Consider the following 16,394-nt stretch of genomic DNA (forward strand, 5'->3'; position numbering starts at 1 on the left):
CTTGCATTTGAACTCACGCGGGAATAGCTCAGTTGGTAGAGCGCAACCTTGCCAAGGTTGAGGTCGCGAGTTCGAGACTCGTTTCCCGCTCCAAAAACACCAAGCCGTTTACACCACTAAAACGGCTTGTTTTACAAGTTCCAAAGGCGGAATGGCAGAGTGGTTATGCAGCGGCCTGCAAAGCCGTGTACGCCGGTTCGATTCCGACTTCCGCCTCCACAATACAGCAGCATACGTTTTCTTCATGGCGGGGTGGCAGAGTGTTTATGCGATAAGGGGTGCAACCCTTATACAGGCCGGTTAAAATCCGAGCCCCCGCCTCCAGTTGAATATCTTTAAAACCACGGTCTGCCGGGTTTTAAAGATATCGCCCGGATGGTGAAATAGGTAGACACAACGGACTTAAAATCCGTCGGGGCTAAACACCCCGTGCCGGTTCGATTCCGGCTCCGGGCACCAACAAAACACTGTTTTTATTAGCTATTTCAACCTCCTTTCCTCTACTGTCCGGCTCCAAAATGTGAGCCGGATTTTTGCATTGTGCCAATTCTGTGCCAACAGCCGTCACAACACTCTCCAACATCTGAGCATGCGGGTGCAAATGCTCCGGTGCCAAATGCGCATAACGCTGAACCATCGAAAGTGTTTTCCAGCCACCCATCCCTTGCAAAACACGAAGTGGTATCCCCCGCTGCACCAGCCAGCTCGCCCATGTGTGCCGCAAATCATGCCAGGTAAAATTTTCAATGCCAGCCTTTAACAACGATTCTTTCCAGTACCGGCTATTAATTTCCTGAATCGGGTTTTTCCGCTTATTTACAAAAACATAAATCGGATGTTTTCCAACTTGCCGCCTAATGACTTCCATCGCCGTATCATTTAATGCAACTCCCAAAGCCTGACCGGCCTTCATTTCATCAGAGTGATACCACGCCACCTTACGGGCAAGATCAAGTTGCTGCCACTTTAAATCCAGTACATTTCTTTGTCTCAGCCCCGTGTTCAGGCTAAATAACGTGAGTTCGGGATAAGCCAGCACGTTTCCTATCCCCTAGCGGGCAAGCCGGCGGCACTGATTTTTACTCCCGGCTTAAACGGCATCAAGCAATACGCAACCAAGCCCGAAATCAAATTCAGCAAGAAACCTGTATAAGAACGGTGCCGTGTATGCTCTATTTGGCAAAGGTTTTTCAACTCATCAAATACCGACTCGATCACACCGCGCTTTTGCAGAAACCCCGGCTCAAAAGGTATTTTATCCTTTTGTTTCATATTCTTTTTCTTCCCCGTTACCAAACGAATGCCATATTCGTTTTGCAGCCATTGAGTCAGCTCCTTACCCAAATAGCCCTTGTCGCCGACAACAATGCTCCACAATGAGGCCGCCATATCTTTCCAAGCATGGCGGTCGTTGACGTTACCCGGGGTTAACCGGACATCGACAAGTGCGCCTTGATGGTTGATAAGGGCATGGAGTTTGAAGCCGTAGAACCAACCCATACTGCTTTTACCGCGCCGGGCGCTGCCTGCAAAAACACGGTGGGTCGGGATGCGGCGGTTATGGCAAACGGCTAAAGCGGTGGAGTCGACAAAGCTGATGCCGCTGCATTGGCCCATTTGTGTTTTGAGAAAGGCGGAAAAGGGGATGATGGTGCGTTGTGCCAATTCGACAAAGCGGTTGTAGGAGGGCATATTGGGAAATGCCTGGCTGAGCATGCGTTTGATTTGGAAGAGATAATAGGTTTTGAAATGGCGATAGCGGATTTGGTGGAAATAAATCCAAACGGTCATGATTTCTGCTGTGCTGACGGAGGCTTTGCGCTGTCGGATTTTTTTGTTTGCTTGGTGTGAAATGCGTTGTTGATTAAATTTCGGTTCGAATGTTTTGCAAAAATCGTCCACGAGACAGAAAAGTTCGGTAAGATAATCCATGAGAGGCCTTCTTGTGGTTTTTTTGTTTGTGTGCAAACAGCAGCTTACTACAAGTCGGCTTCTCTTTTTTGGAATCTTCTTATCCCGAACTCACGTTAAATAAACATATATAAAAAGGCCGTCTGAAACACTTTTTCACTTTCAGACATCCTTTTTTGTTATAAATTAAATAGTTGCGGCAGATTCAACCCTCCCAACAACAGCACCCGTTAATACTCGATTATTGCGCTTCACTACCCATTCACAACAATAAACTAACCGCGTTGGCTCGCCTCAGCTCGAAGAAAAGCGGTTTCGTTGAGGCACTAAGACATTAAGTCCACCGGCTCATGTTATCTCTACTATCTTCGGCTCCTCTTGTTCGCTTACTTGATGAATCAGTATGACTGAGCGCTTGGTAAAATACTTTTTCAGCACAAATACCCAATCACTCAACCATTCCGGCGCAAACCGGAATAGCGTTAACCGAACGATTTCTGCTGCTTTAGCAGAAATTTTGCAAACGCTTCTTACTGGCTGCGGAAAATGCGGCTGCTGTTTTCCCGTCCCGGCTGTCGTGTTTCACGTGGTTGCTGCATCCGTTGTTGTTGCATGCGCTGGCGGTTTTGGTTTTGCAACTGTTCGCGGCGCTGTTGGCTCTGGCGTTGCATTTGCTCGCGACGCTGCTCATTTTGCCGTTGCATTTGCTCACGGCGCTGTTCACCCTGACGCTGTATTTGCTCGCGGCGCCGCTCGTTTTGACGGCGGGTTTGTTCGTTGCGCTGATTGTTTTGGCGCTGCTGCTCGGCACGCCGGCGTTCGCGCAACTGCTCGCGGCGTTCATCGGCTTGGCGTTGCTGTTCAAAGCGCCGGCGCTGCTGCATCTGCTCGCGCTGGCGCTCATTTTGGCGGCGCAGCTCTTCCGCACGACGGCGGTTTTGGTCGCGCTGCTGGTTGAGGCGTTGCTGTTCCAGCCGCTGCTGTTGTTCGCGGATAAAAATGGCGCGCTGGCGCTCGCTCATGCGGCGGTAGGCATCGTTGGTGCGGTAATAATAATCGTGGTTGTAGGCCACGCCGTTGTTGTAATACACGCCGTTATCGTAATAAATACCGCTGCGGTAGCTGCCGCGGTTGTAGCCGTCGTAATCATCGTAAACCACGCAACCTGAAAGGCCGATTGCCGCTGCTAAAAATAAAATGGCGGTGCGTTTCATGATTGTTCCTTTCGTTATTTGTTAAAGCGCCGTATCAGGGTAGCCTGATATGTCGTTGATGAGGGGATTTTTGCTCCTGGAAATGCAGATGCCGGGCAAAAAACACAGCAGATGCGTTTTCAGAAGCAAAACACACCCGTAATGAACTCGCAGGGTTCTGCACTGTTTGTATAACCTGCGGCCTATCGCCTGATTTGCTTATACCCATTCACAAAAGCAAGCGGACAAGGCGAGCCGAAGACTGTACAACTAGTAATTAGTACGGCAAGGCGTTAGCTTATTTTTGTGAATGCGTATCGGACGGCCTTTGTATCCTGCCCAAATTTCCGCCGCGCTTCAACATACCTGCATGCATGTTTATTTGATATTGCCTTTTTTAACGGGAATGCGCAACTTTTCACCGACAACTGCCCGAATGTGAGGCCGTCTGAAACCATCGCGGCGTGTTACAATTCAAGCTTTCAGACGGCCTTTCTCATTATGGCAAAAGCACCGAAAACGATTTATCAATGCAGCGAATGCGGCGGCACCACGCCGAAATGGCAGGGAAAATGCCCGCATTGCGGCGAATGGAACACTTTGCAGGAAAGCCTGGCCGCGCCGGAGCCGAAAAACGCGCGTTTCCAATCGTGGGCGGCAGATGTATCGCAAGTGCAGGCGTTATCGGAAGTCACCGCCACCGAAGTGCCGCGCAATCCCACCGGCATGGGCGAGCTTGACCGGGTGCTCGGCGGCGGCCTGGTAAACGGCGCGGTGATTCTGCTCGGCGGCGACCCGGGCATCGGCAAATCTACCCTGCTTTTGCAAACCATCGCGCTGATGGCACAAAGCCGCAAGGTGCTGTATGTGTCGGGCGAAGAATCGGCGCAACAAGTGGCTTTGCGCGCGCAGCGCCTGGAAGTGCAGCCCGACGGCGTCAACCTATTGGCAGAAATCCGCATGGAAGCGATTCAGACGGCCTTAAAACAGCATGAGCCTGATGTGGTGGTGATTGATTCGATTCAAACCATGTATTCCGATCAGATTACTTCGGCGCCGGGCTCGGTATCGCAAGTGCGCGAATGTGCCGCACAGCTCACCCGCATGGCCAAGCAGATGGGTATCAGCATGATTCTGGTCGGCCATGTTACCAAAGACGGCGCCATCGCCGGCCCGCGCGTGCTGGAGCATATGGTGGATACGGTGCTTTATTTCGAGGGCGACACCCATTCCAATTACCGCATGATACGTGCGATTAAAAACCGCTTCGGCGCCGCCAACGAGCTGGGGGTGTTTGCCATGACCGAACACGGCTTGAAAGGCGTCTCAAACCCATCGGCGATTTTTCTGGCCAGCTACCGTGACGATGTGCCCGGTTCGTGCGTATTGGTGACTCAAGAAGGCAGCCGCCCGCTGTTGGTGGAAATTCAGGCGCTGGTAGACGATGCCCACGGCTTCACGCCCAAACGGCTTACCGTAGGCTTGGAGCAAAACCGCCTCGCCATGCTGCTGGCGGTGCTCAACCGCCATGCCGGCATCGCCTGTTTTGATCAAGATGTATTTCTGAATGCGGTGGGCGGTGTCAAAATCAACGAGCCGGCAGCCGACTTGGCGGTTATTCTGGCCATGCTTTCCAGCTTCCGCAACCGCCCGTTGCCTGAAAAAATGGTCGCATTCGGCGAAATCGGTTTGAGCGGCGAAGTGCGGCCGGTGGCGCGCGGGCAAGAGCGGCTGAAAGAAGCGGAAAAACTCGGTTTCAAACGCGCCATCGTGCCCAAAGCCAATATGCCGCGCAATCCCAAAGAATACCCCGGCTTGCAGATTTTCGGCGTCAGCAGCCTGCAAGAAGCAGTTGATGTGTGCCGCCATACGCCAGAATAAAGCCCTGCCGCCCGGTTCGATGACATTCGTCGAATCATTCGGCATTGCAATCCCCTCATAAACAACACATCAGAATACCCTAGGGTGTCCTGATGTGTTGTTTATGAGGGGATTTTTGTTCCTGAAAATGCAGATGCCAGGCAAAAAACACAGCAGATGCGTTTTCAGGGGCAAAAAGCACCCGTAAATCGACACATCAGGATACCCTAATCTGCAAACGGTTTTTTCTGCCAATACGGCTTGTCTGTTTTCAGACGGCCTTGCAGCACTTCATCACCGCCAAGTTCAAAATACAAAGCCCCTTGCCGATCAGTGCGCAACAGCCGGATACCGTGGGCGCGCACGCGGCTTTGCACTGCCGGTGCCGGATGATTGTAAGCATTACCGTAACCGCTTGAAGCCACCGCATATTGCGGCGCGACGGCATTCAGAAAACTGCCGTCCGACGATGAATTACTGCCGTGATGGCCCAGCAGCAACACTTGGCTGTAAAGCGCTTCACCATACTGCGCCACTAAGGCGCGCTCTCCCGCCCGCCCCAAATCCCCGCCGACCAGCAAAGCCTGATTGCCCGCCACCACGCGCAGCACGCAGCTTTGATCGTTATCATGCATACTGTCGGGCGCATCACCCTTGCCATCCGGCCGCGCAGAAACACGTAAAAACTCAAACTGCACGCCATCCCACTGCCAACTTTGTTCGGCACAATCTTGCGCCCCCGCATAAAACGCCGGCTGCCCCGCCCACAACCTGCGCGGCTTTTTGGCCTGTTTTACCGCCGCAAAACCGCCATCGTGGTCGGCATCCTGATGCGACAGCACCAAAGCATCCAGCCCGCGCACGCCCGCAGCATTCAAGCCCGGCAACACCGCCATCCCCGCGGCCGCCTCTGTGCCCGTGTCGAACAACAGGCGGTGCTGGCGGGTTTGCAGCAACACCGACAAACCCTGCCCCACATCCCACACCACCGCTTTCAGACGGCCTTCGCCAACCGGTGGCGGCCGATACCAAACAAACCCTGCCAACACCAAACATGCCAACGGTTTCAAACCCAAACCGCGCGGCAGCAGCAACACCCCTGCTGCCAACACCGCCAAACACACCAACGGCCAGGGAGCCGCCGCCACCGCATATTCCGGCGCCTGCGCAGCCAGCCATATCAGCAGGCGCAAAGTATATTCACCTGCCGCGGCCGCCAGCCACTGCAAAGGCGGCCACGGCAGCAATGAAGCCAGCAGCGCCAACGGCACCAACACCCAAGAAAACCACGGAATCGCCACCGCATTGACCAACGGGCTGATGAGCGGCACCGAAGCAAACACACTGCCGAGCAACACCACCGACAACACCGTTACCGCCCACTGCCCCTGAGCCGCCAAATGCCAGCCCCGCCCCGCTTCACGATAGCGCCCCGAAGACACCCAAAGCAGGGCCGCCACCAAACCGAACGACAGCCAAAACCCCGCCGCCAACACCGATGCCGGATCAATCAGCAGCACCAATGCCAAAGCCTGCCACCACCCGCGCCACACCGAGGCACCGCTGCCGCGCCACCAAGCCCAAGCAAGCGCCAACAACATCAGCACACTGCGTTGGGTCGGCACCGAAAACCCGGCCAGCCCCGCATACAGCAAGCCCGCCGTCACCCCTGCCACCAACATCAAAGTGCGCGGCCGCGATGGCGTAAACGGCAAAAAACGCAACCCTCTGCCCACCAACCAACCTGCCATCAGCGCCACCATGCCCACATGCAGCCCTGAAATACTCACCAAATGGTTTACCCCTAAAGGCCGGAATGCCTGCCACGCCGCCGCACTCAGCGCCGATTGCTCGCCGATACTCAAGGCCCGCATCAAACCCAGGCCGTCTGAAAGCGCCATATCCTGCCCATCGGGTGCTTGCCAACGGCGGCTGATCTGCTCGCGCCACAACGGCAGCCACATCAAAATTTCAGCCCTATCACCCCGTGCCTGCGGCGGAGGCGGCATGGCCTCACGCACCTTGCCCACCGTGCCGATGCCGCCGATACCGTTGGCCAGCGCCCAAGCCTCGCGGTTAAACCCCGCGCCATTCACCTCGCCTATAGGCGGCCGCACCCGCGCCTGCACCTGCCAACGGCTGCCCACCGGCCATTCGCGCAGCTGATAATCGGCAAGCTGCAAACGGTAGCGACGGCCTTCCCCATCCACCGCATCCGCCCGAAAACGCACCCGCCGCTCATCACGCTGCGGCAAATCCGCCACCGTTAGCCTCAGCACCGCACTACCCACCACCTGTAACGGCCACTGCGCCGCCAACGCCGCTTGCGTACGCCACACGCCGTAACCCATCCCCGCCAGCAGCGCGCACAACAACCACAACGGCCGGAAACGCCAGGCCGCCGCCAGCAAACCCAGCCACAACACTATTACCGCCGGCCAATGCGGCACAGCCGGCAAAGCAAACGACAACACCACCCCCAACACCCACAACGGCAACCCGTAGCGCAACACGGCACCCTTCCCCTTTTTTGACCATCAACAGCGAAAGCTTAAGCCAAAACAAAGCAAATGTCATGAATATTATGCACATGATTTTTCAGACGGCCTACAAACAAAACCCTGTATAATGGCCGTCTGAAACCTTTTTAAGACCGGATTATGGCCAACCAACGACTCATCTACGGTTTTCACGCCGTCAACGCCCGCCTGTGGCAAAACCCGAACAGCATTACCGAGCTTTATATTCAAGAAGGCAAAAACGATGCCCGTACCCGCGATGTGCTGGAAAAAGCCGCCGCCGAAAACGTACGCATCCACTTTGCCGATACCGCCCGGCTTGATGCCATCAGCAAAGGCGCACGCCATCAGGGCGTAGCCGGTTTTATCGATGCATCAAAAAACCACGTGCACCTGGAAGACGTATTGGAAAACCTGAGCGAGCCGCCCTTACTGCTGGTGCTCGACGGCATCACCGACCCGCACAACCTCGGCGCCTGCCTGCGCACCGCCGATGCCATGGGCGTGCACGCCGTGATTGCACCGAAAGACAAAAGCGCCGGGCTGAACGCCACCGTCAGCAAAGTGGCCTGCGGCGCCGCCGAAACCGTGCCCTACATCACCGTGACCAACCTCGCCCGCACCTTGCGTGAGCTGAAAGAATACGGCATCTGGATTGTCGGCACCGATATGGGCGGCGACGCCGATTTGTTCCATTGCAACCTGCCCGATGCCGTGGCCTGGGTAATGGGCAACGAAGGCGAAGGCATGCGCCGCCTCACCCGCGAACATTGCGATATGCTGGTATCGATACCGATGTTCGGCACGGTAGAAAGCATGAACGTATCCGTATCCGCCGGCATGGTGCTCAGCGAAACCCGCCGCCAGCGGGCGCTGAAAACAGAATCATAACCGCTAAACCGATCAGCAACACCGGATACCGCCTGCCCCTACATAACTTTGAGGCCGTCTGAAAACACGGGTTTCAGACGGCCTCAAAATTAAGCGCCTATTTTGCGCAGCAGCAGATTAAGGCAGCCTGCAAAGCTATGCTTAGCCAAACCTGCCATCACGCAAATTTTATACCGAATCATCTGACACCATGAACACAATCTATCCAAGCCTGACCATCGCCCTCATTACCAAAAATGAAGCCGCCAATCTTGAAGCCTGCCTGCAAAGCACCGCCGGCCTGACAGATAAAATTGTGATTATCGACTCGGGCAGCAGCGACGCCACCGCCGACATCGCCAACCGTTACGGCGCCGCCTTTCACAGACATGAAGATTGGCCGGGCTTCGGCCGCCAACGCAACCGCGCCCATCAATATATAGAAACAGACTGGGTATTATGGCTCGATGCCGACGAGCGCCTGACACCCGAATTAAACCAAAGCATTCAGACGGCCTTGAAGCAAACCCCTGCCGACGGGAAAACCGCTTTTTCATTCAACCGCTTAAGCAACACTTTCGGCGCCTTTATCCGTCATTGCGGCTGGTATCCCGACTGGGTAGTACGCCTCTATCCCACCGCCCATGCACGCTACAGCGATGATTTGGTGCATGAAAAAGTACTGCTGCCGGCCGATACGCAAGTGAAAAAACTGCAAGGCGATGCGCTGCACTACACCTATGCAACCCTGGATCAATTTTTGGCCAAGCAGAATCTTTATGGCCGGCTCTGGGCAGAACAACGACTTGCCAAAGGCAAAACCGCATCGCTCAGCCAAGCCATGGTGCATGGCGCAGGCAGCTTTATCAAAATGTATATTCTCAAAGCCGGCTTTCTGGATGGCCGGCACGGTTTGCTGCTGTCGATATTATTGGCACAAGCAACGTTTAACAAATATGCAGCTTTGTGGCTGGCCGGCAAAAAATAATACGTTGATTAACAAGGCCGTCTGAAGCGCACATCTTTACCGAGATAATGCGTTTTCAGACGGCCTTGATTCCATGCAACACAGCCCGGCTCAACGCCCGCTGATTTTATCCGACAAACCCACTTCATGCGGATTGATGCGGGCATGCTCTTCCTGCCCCAAGCCCAACGGTTTGCGCAGGCGCGTCATATAGGCATTCACATCCAAGCCCTTGCCGGAGCGCTGCGCCGCCCAAATGGTTTCCGCCAACGCCTCAATCATGTCATGCTCCGCAGCCGTCCAGTCGTCATTGTGTTGCGCACACAGCTGCTGATAAATCGCCCGAATGCCCGGCGGCTGGTCGATGCCCACCTGCTCCTGTATCGAAAGATGCAGCGACATATGCAAAAAAGGATTGCTCTCCCCTTCTTCAGGCGTCCAGGTTTTATCAAGATAATCTTCAATACGCTCAAGATAACGGTGGTATTCAGGGTGCGCCTCGATAATACGCAACGCTTTTTGCTGCAAGCCGTTCAGCTGCAACGGCAACAGACGCTGCTGCCATACCTCGGCAAAAAAGCGGCGCACATCATGTGTGTTTACATCATACATAGTCTTCAATCCGTGTGTATTCCGCCGCCATTATAGCCCAATCGCTCAAGGCCGTCTGAAAACGACACCTCAAGCCACCCCAAGGTGGCCTGATGGTGTCATTGTATGAGGGGATTTTTGCTCCTGAAAATGCAGATGCCGGGCAAAAAGCACCCGACAATCGAATGGTCAGGACACCCTAGGGTGTCCTGACCATTCATATATCATCATCTTTTTTGCGTTAAAAGCACATCTGCTGCGTTAAAAAGCCTCGCAAGATGTCCAATCTTGCTGCGTTTTTTGCCTTGCATCTGCACTTTTATCACAAAAAATCTGAATAATTCTGAATTGTTAGGACACCCTAGCAATCGCACGGCAAAGCGCGTATAATCAAAAATTCCTATCTGGGGGCGACTTGGTTTCGACGGGGGTTGCGAAGCAGATGCGGGCATACCGGGGTCTCAGATTCCCGTAAAACACTGAATTTAAATAGTCGCAAACGACGAAACTTACGCACTGGCCGCTTAAGGCCTGCCGTTGCAGCAGTTGGCCGATGGGCTGCGTAGGGTAAAACCTACAGCAACGTCAATTACATTGGCTGGTTTCGTGTCGGGTTACTTGGCACGGAATAAGATTTAAGGTAACTGGTTTCCAAACAGCCTGTCTGCCGGCGGAATGGAAACAAGATTTCAAATAGACACGACTAAGTATGTAGAACGCTTTGTAGAGGACTTTCGGACGGGGGTTCAATTCCCCCCGCCTCCACCAGTTACAAATTTAAATTCAAATAGTTGCAGAATTTAATACAGAAAATGGCACGTTATTGGCACATTTTCTTTAAAAAATCCCGCTTTAAGGTGGGATTTTTTTATTGTCATCAACGGCATACATGCGGTTGCCGTAGGTCGGTCACCACCCACCCTTTTGACAAGACCTTGCCGCATAGGCGCCGAGCAACGCCAAATGGCCGATCCATGCGCACCACTTCATCGCTCAATGTGTGCGGCACCACTGCGCAAGCGGCCAAGCAGTCGTCATCACGCTGTATCAGCTGTTGGTTGGCAATCAGCTGATTCACCATAGCCACCAGCTTCACCAGCTCGTTGCGCGCTTTTTCCAGCGTTTCTACCTGCCCCGGTTCATAAGGATTTGCATGCGCCATAAAACACCCCTGTTGATTAAACAGGGGTATTGTGGCGGTTTTTTAATCGGTTACTTATCCTTCGCCCGCGCCAAGGCCTGTACATACACCGTGCTTTTATCACGTCTGCCCACCGCCACCACCGTTACCGTAATCAGGCCGTCATCCACCGTGTAAACCAAACGGTAACCGGCTTGGCGCAATTTGATTTTGTAAGCATTCCTCATGCCGTGCAAGGCCGCAGACGGCATATGCGGGTTTTCCAAGCGTTCTGCCAACCTGCGTTTGAACAAGGTTTTGATGCTGTTGTCGAGCTTGTCCCATTCCCGCCGCGCAGAGGGCAGAAAAGCCAATTCATAAGTCATCCAGAGACACCTTCACTGCCTGTTCATCTGAACGCTCCAGCGCCAGCTTTACATCTTCCAAATCTTCCATATACTCCAGCAGCGCCTGATAACGCTCAGCAGAAATCAGATAGGCTTCAGGCTTGTTGTGGTTCAGCACCGCCACGGCACCATCTGCCTGCGCCATTATGGCTGCATAATTGCGCTTAAGCTCTGTCACGCTTACAGCATAATCTGCCAATACTGCTTCCATGATTATTCCTCCTTAAAAGATATTTAATATTACATCAAATTCAGCACCATATCCAACATCTATTTAAATAATGGCCGTCTGAATCTTTTTTCAGACGGCCTGCCTTTACTTAATCCCCCCGCTTGTCATACAGCCGCTGTAAGGCTTCGCGCCGCTTGTCCACCCGCTTAAACAGCACGCCCTTGGCAATATCCGATTGCGTCTTGATATAGCCCGAAGTAAAGCGCAACATCGCATCGCGCTCCTCCCCCATCGCCGCCCGTTCCTCGCGGGTATAGTCGCGCCACATCACCACGGTATTGGCCTTCTTGCCCTTGCTGCCGTAGTCGTGGCGCATTTCCCAGCCCTCTGCCTCATACTTGGCCTGCCGTGAACGCGCCACTTCTTTAAACAGGCCGCGCCCTTTCAGATGCTGGCCTTTGACCGTATTGCCCAAGCTGCCGCGCATGGCACGGCCAAGCTCTTTGTTCAGTATATCCAGCGCCGTATCGCCCGTCATATACTTCTGATACAGACGCGGCAAGTAAGTATCCTTAAAGCGCTCGCGGCTCGCCTCACTCAACATCTGTAGCGCCACCAAATCATCACTCTGCTGTGTTAACACCTCGCGCATTGCCCCCGCCAATTCCTGCAATTCAGGCGATATTTCCAGCCCCGGCGGCAATTCTTTTTCCAACACGTCTGAAAGCAGTTTGCGCTCCTCTGCCGTCAGCTTCACGCCCGCATCGGCCATTTCCTTCGCCGTGCGCCCGGCTACATTCAACTGCGCCCGGTAATCGCGCATCATCTGTTTAAACTCAAGCGGCGATGTATCGGCCAGCTTGATTTTGGCAAATACCGGTTTCAGCAATTCGGCCATTTTGTTGTAGGCCTTCACACCCCCCTGCAATTCATCCTGTTCGTTAAGCCAGCGGCGCTCTTGTGGGGATAAGCCGGCGCCGCGGCTGAGTTTGGCGCCGCTTTCGTATGTGGGATTGCTTTTCCGGTAGCCCTGCAAATTCTTTTCTGTTAGAATCTTTTTCATACCCGTGGGCTGCAAGAGACGCCCGGGCAATAAAAGCCCGGAACGACTTGCCAGCAGACGGGTTTTTTCTTTGTCGATATACTGCAATTTGCCATCATCACGCCAATTGGCAAAGGTCGTCAGCGGATTGTATTTACCGCTGCTATACGGTTTGGTAGTCGTGTCTGCCTCCATATCATAAGCATTTACCAATACATGCGCTTCCAGCGTATCCGCTTTCGGCTCGAGAATAATCCGTACCACATTACCGGCCACCGTTTCAGGCGCAACAAACACCAAACGGCCTTGTTCTGTCACGCTGTCAAAAACCATAGACGGATTATCCAGCCATTCAGGCACTTTCTTCCATGCGGCAGCATCCATGTTTTTATGTTTGTCGGCGTTCACCTTGCTGTTTACCAACACCACCGGCTTATCACCATAACCCAGCATATCCAACAAATCCGAGCGGTCAAGTACGCGCACTTGGTCGCGGAATGTTTTCCCTGCAAATAAATCATCAATACGCCGCTCATATTTAGCCTGCGTATCCTCGCTGCGGCTATATCGTGCTTCCCCACTAAGGCCGTCTGAAACCCCACTGTCTACCTGCTCCAGCGTCTTCATCCAACCGTAAATATCCGCATCGCTGATGCTGTTGCGCTGCACCCCCATCACCTTGGCCAGAACACTGCGCAAATGGTTGGCCAAGCGGGCAAGATAACCGCCCAAGCCTTGCCGCATCGCCGCCGGCACTTTCACGCCGTTGCGCGCTTCAAATGCCGCATAGTCGCCCGTTTGGTGCGCCGCAAACAAATCAGCCGCCGCCTCTTCCACCGCCGCCAGCTTGTTTCGGGCTGCGCCGTCTTTCTGACCTTGGCGCTGTTTCATGATGTTGTCGGCGGCCTGCTTGATGACCGCATTGCCGTTATAAGCGGCCGCAAACAGTTGCCGCCACTTGGCGAAGCCGTCGACATCAATACGCTGATGCCCCAGCTCATGCCAAGCCACAAATTGCGCCGTGCGCTTGTTTGGCAGGGCTTCGGCAATCAGGGTAATCTTCTGCGTTTGCGGATCATACCAGCCCTGCGCATCGGCCAAATCCTGCGCATTGTCAGGCCGTGCCGCATCATCACGCGCCACAATCTCGATATGGCGCAGGTTGTTTTTGCCCACCGCCTGCGCTACCGCTTGGCGGGTTTGCTTGATTTGCTCACGGCTTGCGCGTAAAGTATCAGATGTATCAGGCGCTCCCATTCCGTCACGAGAACGTATAGGGTCGGAACTGCGTAGGTTAGGCTGCGTCGCACCCCGCACCTTTTCCACCGCCTGATTCTCAAAATCATTAAATGCCGTCAGCAGCCAAGTATTACTGCCCTCGCGCTTTGTCAGTTGAACGGTATTACCGTCTTTCTTGACTTCCAGCCTTACCGATTTTCCGCTTTCAATTCTGCGTGTTGTTTTACCCTCTGCAATCGTTTCAACCGCATCACGGGTAAGCATCTGAATCACTTCATCATAGCTCATGCCGTCAACGGCCATACGCTTGTCGACAATATGCGACAAACCCATTGCACCTTTTGTTTTGCCATTTGCCAAACGATTGCCGGTATCTCCCCACACAAAATCCACCCAGCCAATATCATTACGGTACATCGCCCGTTTCACATCGGCACGTTCGGTCATGGCGCGGTTCATCGCTTCGCGGCCGCGGCGGATATTGGCCGCTGTGTCTTTCATGGCGCTGCGTGAATAGCGGATATCGTTGTTGTTGCGGCTGAAATCACCTTTGTTTCCTGTTGCAGATTTGATTTGATTGCGCAAACCCACCACATAATGTGTGCTGCCGTCATCTTGCTGGGCAATGATACCGCTTGCCCCCACTGCCTTTTCCAAAGCAAGGTAAGCATTCTCGATTTCCACGCCGCTGTTAATCAGGTTGCCGACAAAATCAACATCATTGCTTGATCCGTCAAGCTCCATTTCCACCGCTTCATTCAGCACGGCATTGTAGCCGTCATAGTCCACATCGCCGTAATTGCTAAGAAAATCCCTACCCTTAGGGTCTAGCACTTTCAACACCGCTTTCACATTGGCTTTTGTCAGCGTCCATTTATCTGCGCTCAGCTCGTGCTGAATATTCAGGTAAACGGCCATCGACTTTCCCGAACCCTGTTGGTAGTTTTCAGTGAATAGCGCATCATCGGTAAAGTAAAAGCCCTGCCCGTCTGCTGTGCCTTGTGTTCCCACATAATCGTAAGAAAACTCGCTGAAATCGTTCGGTGTGCCGTGATACACCACCAGCGGTTCACCCGTGCGCGGATTAAGCACTTTCGGAAATTTCTTGCCGCGCTTCAGACTTTCCCAATCGCCAAACCAAGCCTTAAATTCAGGCGTGCGCACTTGCACCCATTGCTCATAGGCCAGTTCGGTTTCGCCGTGCTCTTTGGCATATGCATACATCCGCTCACCGCCGTTTTCTTTAGCGGTTGCCTCAAAGCTGCTTGTGCTCTCGCCGCCCTCTGCCAGGCTGCCGCCACGGCTGAACATGACCGAGTGATAAAGCGCTTCTTGCTCTTCATTGCTCAGCTCTTCGCCGTCATCCAAATAATCAGGCTCATCGAGGCCGTCTGAATCTTCATTTAATCCGTCTTGCTCTTCAGCGCTTCCCGCGTCTTCGCCAGCGCCTGTTTCATCACCGCTGCTGCCTGCGGGTTGTTGTCGAGCTTGCGAATCAGGCTCATCAGGCCGCTTTGCCGATTCGGCTGCTTGGCCGAATAATCCGCTTTGGCCGGGCGCTTCGTTTTGTTGTCGGTAGTCATGTTCTGCCTTTCTTAAAAGTTGTTGCCTGTCGGGTGCGCTATTGTCGCCAAACACATCGGCCTGATTGGGGCTGCCTTGGGCGCCCAGCAAATCGTAATAGTGCTTCAACAGTGTGGCAATCGCCTTGGCGCTGCGTTTATGCTCATCCAAAAACGCCACCAAGTCACGGGCAACGGGGCTTAAATCATCTTCAAACATGCCCTGTTGCGCCAAATAATCGGCCACGCTGCCGCCGCTCTCGCGGATTTCGTTCAGCTTTTCCACCGCCGCCACAATATCGGCGGCAATATCGGCATCATGCATATCGCCCGATGCGATGTGGCCGCGTGCTTTGGCAATGGTCGGTGCGGCCTGCATCATGGCGTTTACCATATTGCGGGCGCCTTGGTCGGTGCTTTCCACCATGCGGCTTAAGGCCGGGCTGTTGCCGTAGGCGCGGTAAAGCATGGCATTGTGCAAGCGGCGGATTCCGTCTTGGCTCAACAAGCCTTGTGCATCCACCATCTGCGCCTGCACCGTGGTCGGCATCTGCCCTACAAACTGGCGGATAAAACCGCGGTTGGCCGGGGTGTTGAGTTCGCCGCTTTCAGACGGCGTGAAGCTGCCGAAATCGGGCAGGCGGTCGGCATCTGCCCGCGCTTGCTCCAGCGCGCTCATGCCCAAGCCGCCACCCTCATTTGAGGCCACCGCCGCCTTGGCAATGTCCACATCTTCATCCAGCTTGCGAATCAATACCGGCTTATCCATCGCTGCCACTTGTGCGGGGTCGAGGCCGAATTGTGACATCTGCGATAAAGAAATTACCGTCTTGATTGTGCGTATCGGCAACCACCGCCAAGTGTACCGGGGCTGAAACAAAGGCCGTCTGAATGTTCAGACGGCCTTTGTTTCCCGCAATGGCTGGCCAGCTATTTTTCAC

Annotated in this window: 12 protein-coding genes, 3 tRNA genes and 1 other RNA gene; 7 read left to right on the plus strand and 9 right to left on the minus strand. The window is 54.0% G+C overall.

The annotated features are described in order from the left end of the window. The first annotated feature begins 17 nt into the window (after positions 1 to 17). The 3 genes from LVJ83_RS09740 to LVJ83_RS09750 all read left to right on the plus strand — a co-directional run bounded on the left by LVJ83_RS09740 (position 18) and on the right by LVJ83_RS09750 (position 459). Positions 18 to 93 (plus strand) — tRNA-Gly (locus tag LVJ83_RS09740). A 52-nt stretch (positions 94 to 145) separates the two neighbouring features. Continuing rightward, positions 146 to 219: transfer RNA gene (locus LVJ83_RS09745), tRNA-Cys, on the plus strand. Between the two features lie 150 nt (positions 220 to 369). After that, positions 370 to 459: transfer RNA gene (locus LVJ83_RS09750), tRNA-Leu, on the plus strand. Here the strand turns inward: LVJ83_RS09750 and LVJ83_RS09755 are convergent. The 3 genes from LVJ83_RS09755 to LVJ83_RS09765 all read right to left on the minus strand — a co-directional run bounded on the left by LVJ83_RS09755 (position 419) and on the right by LVJ83_RS09765 (position 3,125). After that, a complete protein-coding gene (locus LVJ83_RS09755) occupies positions 419 to 1,039 on the minus strand; it encodes a site-specific integrase (protein WP_244784309.1) in 621 nt (206 codons plus the stop codon). The genes LVJ83_RS09750 and LVJ83_RS09755 overlap by 41 nt on opposite strands. Before the next feature lie 5 nt (positions 1,040 to 1,044). Further along, positions 1,045 to 1,932 (minus strand): IS982 family transposase, encoded by an 888-nt coding sequence (locus tag LVJ83_RS09760; RefSeq protein WP_244784310.1) that lies wholly within the window; start codon positions 1,930 to 1,932, stop codon positions 1,045 to 1,047. Positions 1,933 to 2,441: 509 nt separating this feature from the next. Next, positions 2,442 to 3,125: a hypothetical protein gene (locus tag LVJ83_RS09765; protein WP_244784311.1), complete on the minus strand. Its 684-nt coding sequence runs from the start codon at positions 3,123 to 3,125 to the stop codon at positions 2,442 to 2,444. 480 nt (positions 3,126 to 3,605) lie between these two features. On the opposite strand from LVJ83_RS09765, the gene radA reads away from it, so the two are divergent. Next, on the plus strand, positions 3,606 to 4,985 hold the full coding sequence (radA, locus tag LVJ83_RS09770) for a DNA repair protein RadA (RefSeq protein ID WP_244787733.1): 1,380 nt from the start codon (positions 3,606 to 3,608) through the stop codon (positions 4,983 to 4,985). A gap of 206 nt (positions 4,986 to 5,191) precedes the next feature. Here the strand turns inward: radA and LVJ83_RS09775 are convergent, their stop codons facing one another. Further along, positions 5,192 to 7,477 (minus strand): DNA internalization-related competence protein ComEC/Rec2, encoded by a 2,286-nt coding sequence (locus tag LVJ83_RS09775; RefSeq protein ID WP_244784312.1) that lies wholly within the window; start codon positions 7,475 to 7,477, stop codon positions 5,192 to 5,194. A 147-nt stretch (positions 7,478 to 7,624) separates the two neighbouring features. On the opposite strand from LVJ83_RS09775, the gene rlmB reads away from it, so the two are divergent. Next, positions 7,625 to 8,374, plus strand: coding sequence for a 23S rRNA (guanosine(2251)-2'-O)-methyltransferase RlmB (gene rlmB / locus LVJ83_RS09780; protein WP_244784313.1), 750 nt, complete (start codon positions 7,625 to 7,627; stop codon positions 8,372 to 8,374). A gap of 190 nt (positions 8,375 to 8,564) precedes the next feature. Continuing rightward, positions 8,565 to 9,341, plus strand: a complete 777-nt coding sequence (locus LVJ83_RS09785) for a glycosyltransferase family 2 protein (protein ID WP_244784314.1) — start codon at positions 8,565 to 8,567, stop codon at positions 9,339 to 9,341. A 90-nt stretch (positions 9,342 to 9,431) separates the two neighbouring features. Here LVJ83_RS09785 and LVJ83_RS09790 read toward each other — a convergent pair whose 3' ends face one another. Further along, complete coding sequence (locus LVJ83_RS09790) at positions 9,432 to 9,932, minus strand: DUF1841 family protein (RefSeq protein ID WP_244784315.1); 501 nt, start codon at positions 9,930 to 9,932, stop codon at positions 9,432 to 9,434. Between the two features lie 385 nt (positions 9,933 to 10,317). Between LVJ83_RS09790 and ssrA the strand changes: the two genes are divergently transcribed. Next, positions 10,318 to 10,679, plus strand: a transfer-messenger RNA (tmRNA) gene (ssrA, locus tag LVJ83_RS09795). 109 nt (positions 10,680 to 10,788) lie between these two features. Here ssrA and LVJ83_RS09800 read toward each other — a convergent pair. The 4 genes from LVJ83_RS09800 to LVJ83_RS09815 all read right to left on the minus strand — a co-directional run bounded on the left by LVJ83_RS09800 (position 10,789) and on the right by LVJ83_RS09815 (position 16,261). Continuing rightward, positions 10,789 to 11,073, minus strand: coding sequence for a hypothetical protein (locus tag LVJ83_RS09800; protein WP_244784316.1), 285 nt, complete (start codon positions 11,071 to 11,073; stop codon positions 10,789 to 10,791). A gap of 50 nt (positions 11,074 to 11,123) precedes the next feature. Further along, a complete protein-coding gene (locus LVJ83_RS09805; protein ID WP_244784317.1) occupies positions 11,124 to 11,417 on the minus strand; it encodes a type II toxin-antitoxin system RelE family toxin in 294 nt (97 codons plus the stop codon). Next, on the minus strand, positions 11,407 to 11,649 hold the full coding sequence (locus LVJ83_RS09810; RefSeq protein WP_244784318.1) for a type II toxin-antitoxin system Phd/YefM family antitoxin: 243 nt from the start codon (positions 11,647 to 11,649) through the stop codon (positions 11,407 to 11,409). The genes LVJ83_RS09805 and LVJ83_RS09810 overlap by 11 nt, the downstream gene beginning before the upstream one ends. Positions 11,650 to 11,758: 109 nt before the next feature. Next, a complete protein-coding gene (locus LVJ83_RS09815) occupies positions 11,759 to 16,261 on the minus strand; it encodes an ADP-ribosyltransferase-containing protein (protein ID WP_244784319.1) in 4,503 nt (1,500 codons plus the stop codon). Between the last annotated feature and the right edge of the window lie 133 nt (positions 16,262 to 16,394).

This window comes from Uruburuella testudinis (assembly GCF_022870865.1).
Taxonomy (GTDB): domain Bacteria; phylum Pseudomonadota; class Gammaproteobacteria; order Burkholderiales; family Neisseriaceae; genus Neisseria; species Neisseria testudinis.

Bases quoted from the DNA above. Each gene is read 5' to 3' on its own strand.
- LVJ83_RS09800 (WP_244784316.1), bottom strand. From the start codon at position 11,073: ATGGCGCATGCAAATCCTTATGAACCGGGGCAGGTAGAAACGCTGGAA.
- LVJ83_RS09760 (WP_244784310.1), bottom strand. From the start codon at position 1,932: ATGGATTATCTTACCGAACTTTTCTGTCTCGTGGACGATTTTTGCAAA.
- LVJ83_RS09765 (WP_244784311.1), bottom strand. From the start codon at position 3,125: ATGAAACGCACCGCCATTTTATTTTTAGCAGCGGCAATCGGCCTTTCA.
- LVJ83_RS09810 (WP_244784318.1), bottom strand. From the start codon at position 11,649: ATGGAAGCAGTATTGGCAGATTATGCTGTAAGCGTGACAGAGCTTAAG.
- LVJ83_RS09790 (WP_244784315.1), bottom strand. From the start codon at position 9,932: ATGTATGATGTAAACACACATGATGTGCGCCGCTTTTTTGCCGAGGTA.
- LVJ83_RS09815 (WP_244784319.1), bottom strand. From the start codon at position 16,261: ATGTCACAATTCGGCCTCGACCCCGCACAAGTGGCAGCGATGGATAAG.
- LVJ83_RS09785 (WP_244784314.1), top strand. From the start codon at position 8,565: ATGAACACAATCTATCCAAGCCTGACCATCGCCCTCATTACCAAAAAT.
- LVJ83_RS09805 (WP_244784317.1), bottom strand. From the start codon at position 11,417: ATGACTTATGAATTGGCTTTTCTGCCCTCTGCGCGGCGGGAATGGGAC.
- rlmB (WP_244784313.1), top strand. From the start codon at position 7,625: ATGGCCAACCAACGACTCATCTACGGTTTTCACGCCGTCAACGCCCGC.
- radA (WP_244787733.1), top strand. From the start codon at position 3,606: ATGGCAAAAGCACCGAAAACGATTTATCAATGCAGCGAATGCGGCGGC.